The sequence below is a fragment of the Bowmanella yangjiangensis genome, assembly GCF_017255015.1.
GTDB classification, from domain to species: Bacteria; Pseudomonadota; Gammaproteobacteria; order Enterobacterales; family Alteromonadaceae; genus Bowmanella; species Bowmanella yangjiangensis.
Genome location: NZ_JAFKCS010000125.1, coordinates 1 through 2232, shown reverse-complemented (window position 1 = coordinate 2232; position 2232 = coordinate 1). Strand labels below are relative to the sequence as shown.

At 68.0% G+C, this 2232-nt stretch carries 3 protein-coding genes; all 3 read left to right on the top strand.

Annotated features, from left to right (window positions below; genetic code table 11):
• The first annotated feature begins 405 nt into the window (after positions 1-405).
• The gene (locus tag J0A65_RS22495; protein ID WP_047584983.1) at positions 406-924 is read left to right on the top strand and encodes a sigma-70 family RNA polymerase sigma factor; all 519 of its coding nucleotides are present in this window, start codon (positions 406-408) and stop codon (positions 922-924) included.
• Positions 921-1841 (top strand): DUF4880 domain-containing protein, encoded by a 921-nt coding sequence (locus tag J0A65_RS22490; RefSeq protein WP_269814701.1) that lies wholly within the window; start codon positions 921-923, stop codon positions 1839-1841. Before J0A65_RS22495 ends, J0A65_RS22490 begins: the two co-directional genes overlap by 4 nt.
• A 65-nt stretch (positions 1842-1906) precedes the next feature.
• On the top strand, positions 1907-2232 hold a 326-nt coding region (locus J0A65_RS22485), incomplete at its 3' end, for an STN domain-containing protein (protein WP_206596546.1).

Here is a 2232-nt window from a genome sequence, read left to right as displayed (position 1 = left end):
ACCTATCAGTAACTTGAGATGCGCTGTTTAAGGGATACCGGCTTTCAAGCTCGTTGGCTTGGCCCGACAGGGCGTGAGGCCGCGTGTCGCTGGGCCATGACGTCGTCATGCCGGCAAGGGCGCGCGGGGTCCGAGGCATGGGTGAGTGTGTCGGGCGTCGTGACGCAGGAGCCTGTCTGCGCCAAAGCCGGCAATGGTAACACTTGGCACCCGGAACCACAGCCCGTTACGGCCTGCACGAGATAAAAGGCGTGGGCCGCCGGCGACGCGCACGGGCAGCGCGCGGGGAGGCTCTTTCGCGGTGCTCTTCCGGCGAAAGGTTGTAATAAGAATGATTCGCTATTAATGTTCGCGCGGTCGCCGTGCCCTGCATGGTGTTTTCAGCCTGGTGGTTTGGGCCGCGCTATGTCTTCGTCTGAAACCGATTCGATCATTCCTCTCGAGGTGCTGTACGGCACGCATCGCGGCTGGCTGCATGGCTGGTTGCGGCGCTCGGTGGGCTGTTCGCAGCAGGCTGCGGACCTGGTTCAGGACACCTTCCTGCGCCTGCTGGTACGTGGTCAGTCGGTCGATGACCGCGCGCCTCGGGCCTTGCTGGCGCGTATCGCGCGTGGGCTGGTGATCGACCACTGGCGACGGGACGCGCTGGAGCGTGCCTACCTCGACGCCCTGGCGCAATTGCCCGAGACCAGTCACCCGTCACCGGAGGTGCGCTACGAGGCGCTGCAGTCCCTGGAACGGATCGCACAGTTGCTCGATGGCCTGAAGCCGGCCGTGCGCGAGGCCTTTCTGCTGTATCAGCTCGGCGGTCTCAACCATGCGCAGGTGGCCCGGCAACTGGGTGTGTCCAGCCGCACGGTCGAGCGCCATGTGGCCAGCGCGCTGCTGCACTGCTATCGCCTGTGCTTCGAGTCGCCCAGATGAGCCGGGCAGGGCAGCCACCTGAAGCCGTTGTCCGTTCGGCCATCGAGTGGCAGATGCGTCTGCGCGCCGATCCGGCCAGTGCCGAGCTGCAGCGTCAGTTGCATGACTGGCTGGTGCAGGACGAGCTGCATGACCTGGCCTGGCAACGCCTGCAGCAGATGGCCGGGCTGTTTCGCGTGGCGCCGCTGGCAGATGCCGCGCAGACCATCCCGTTGTTGCAGCGGGCCGAGGCTGACCTGAGCCGCCGGCGCATGCTCAAGCTGCTGGGGCTGACGGCAGGCAGTGCCACGCTGCTGGCGGCTACCACCGCGCCGGCGTGGCGTGCGGATTTCGCCACGGCCACCGGCGAAACCCGGCGGCTGAGCCTGGCCGGCGATGTCGAGGTGTTGCTCAACACCGGCAGTGCCCTCGACGTGCATGGCCAGCAACTGCTGCTGCGCGGTGGCGAGGCGCTGGTGGAGGGCGCGCAATGGCAGTTGCGCTGCGCTCACGCGGACTGCCTGGGGCAGCACGCGCGGATGTCGGTGCGTGAACGTGATGGTCGCAGCGAAATACGGGTCGAGCAGGGCGAGGTGCTGGTGCGTGCGGCAGCCGGCCAGCGGCAGTTGCAGGCGGGCGAGGGGCTGGCGGTTTCGGCAACCCGCATGAGCGCGCTGGGCCCGGGGGCACTCGATCCCTTTGCCTGGGCGCGTGGGCTGCTGGTGGTGCGCGATATTCGCCTGGCGGACTTTCTCGCGGAGGCCGGACGCTATCGGCATGGCTGGCTGGGGTGCGATCCCACGGTGGCCGACTTGCGCCTGTCCGGGGTCTTCCGCCTCGCCGAGCCCGAGCTGATGCTGCGCAACATCACCCATCTGCTGCCGGTCGCGCTGGTCGAGCGAACCCGCTGGTGGGTGCGCGTCGTGCCCGTCGCGTAAAAAAAGTTGTCGGACTTTCGCCGCTCATCCGGTTTGGGGTGATCACTCCCTGAATGGATACCCTCATGCGTGCTACCCGCTCTCTGCCATCGCCGTTGCAACCCCGCCGGCTGTCCACTGCCATCTGTATTGCCCTGGCGCTGTGCGGCGGTGCCGCGAGTTCGCCACTGATGGCCGCCGAGCCGGCGCCGCGCATGCTGGCCCCGGATGTGCCGGGTGGCGCGCTGGACCAGGTGCTGAGCCTCTACGCCGAGCGCGCCGGCATTACCTTGTCGTATTCCCCGGAGCGGGTCCGTGGCCTGGTCAGCCCGGGCTCGACGGGAGCGCAGTCGGTCGAGGAGGGCCTGGCGCGGGTGCTCGGCGGCACCGGGCTGGTGGCGGAGAAGACCGC

Coding starts and splice junctions, on each gene's coding strand:
- J0A65_RS22495 (WP_047584983.1), top strand. CDS start 406: ATGTCTTCGTCTGAAACCGATTCGATCATTCCTCTCGAGGTGCTGTAC.
- J0A65_RS22490 (WP_269814701.1), top strand. CDS start 921: ATGAGCCGGGCAGGGCAGCCACCTGAAGCCGTTGTCCGTTCGGCCATC.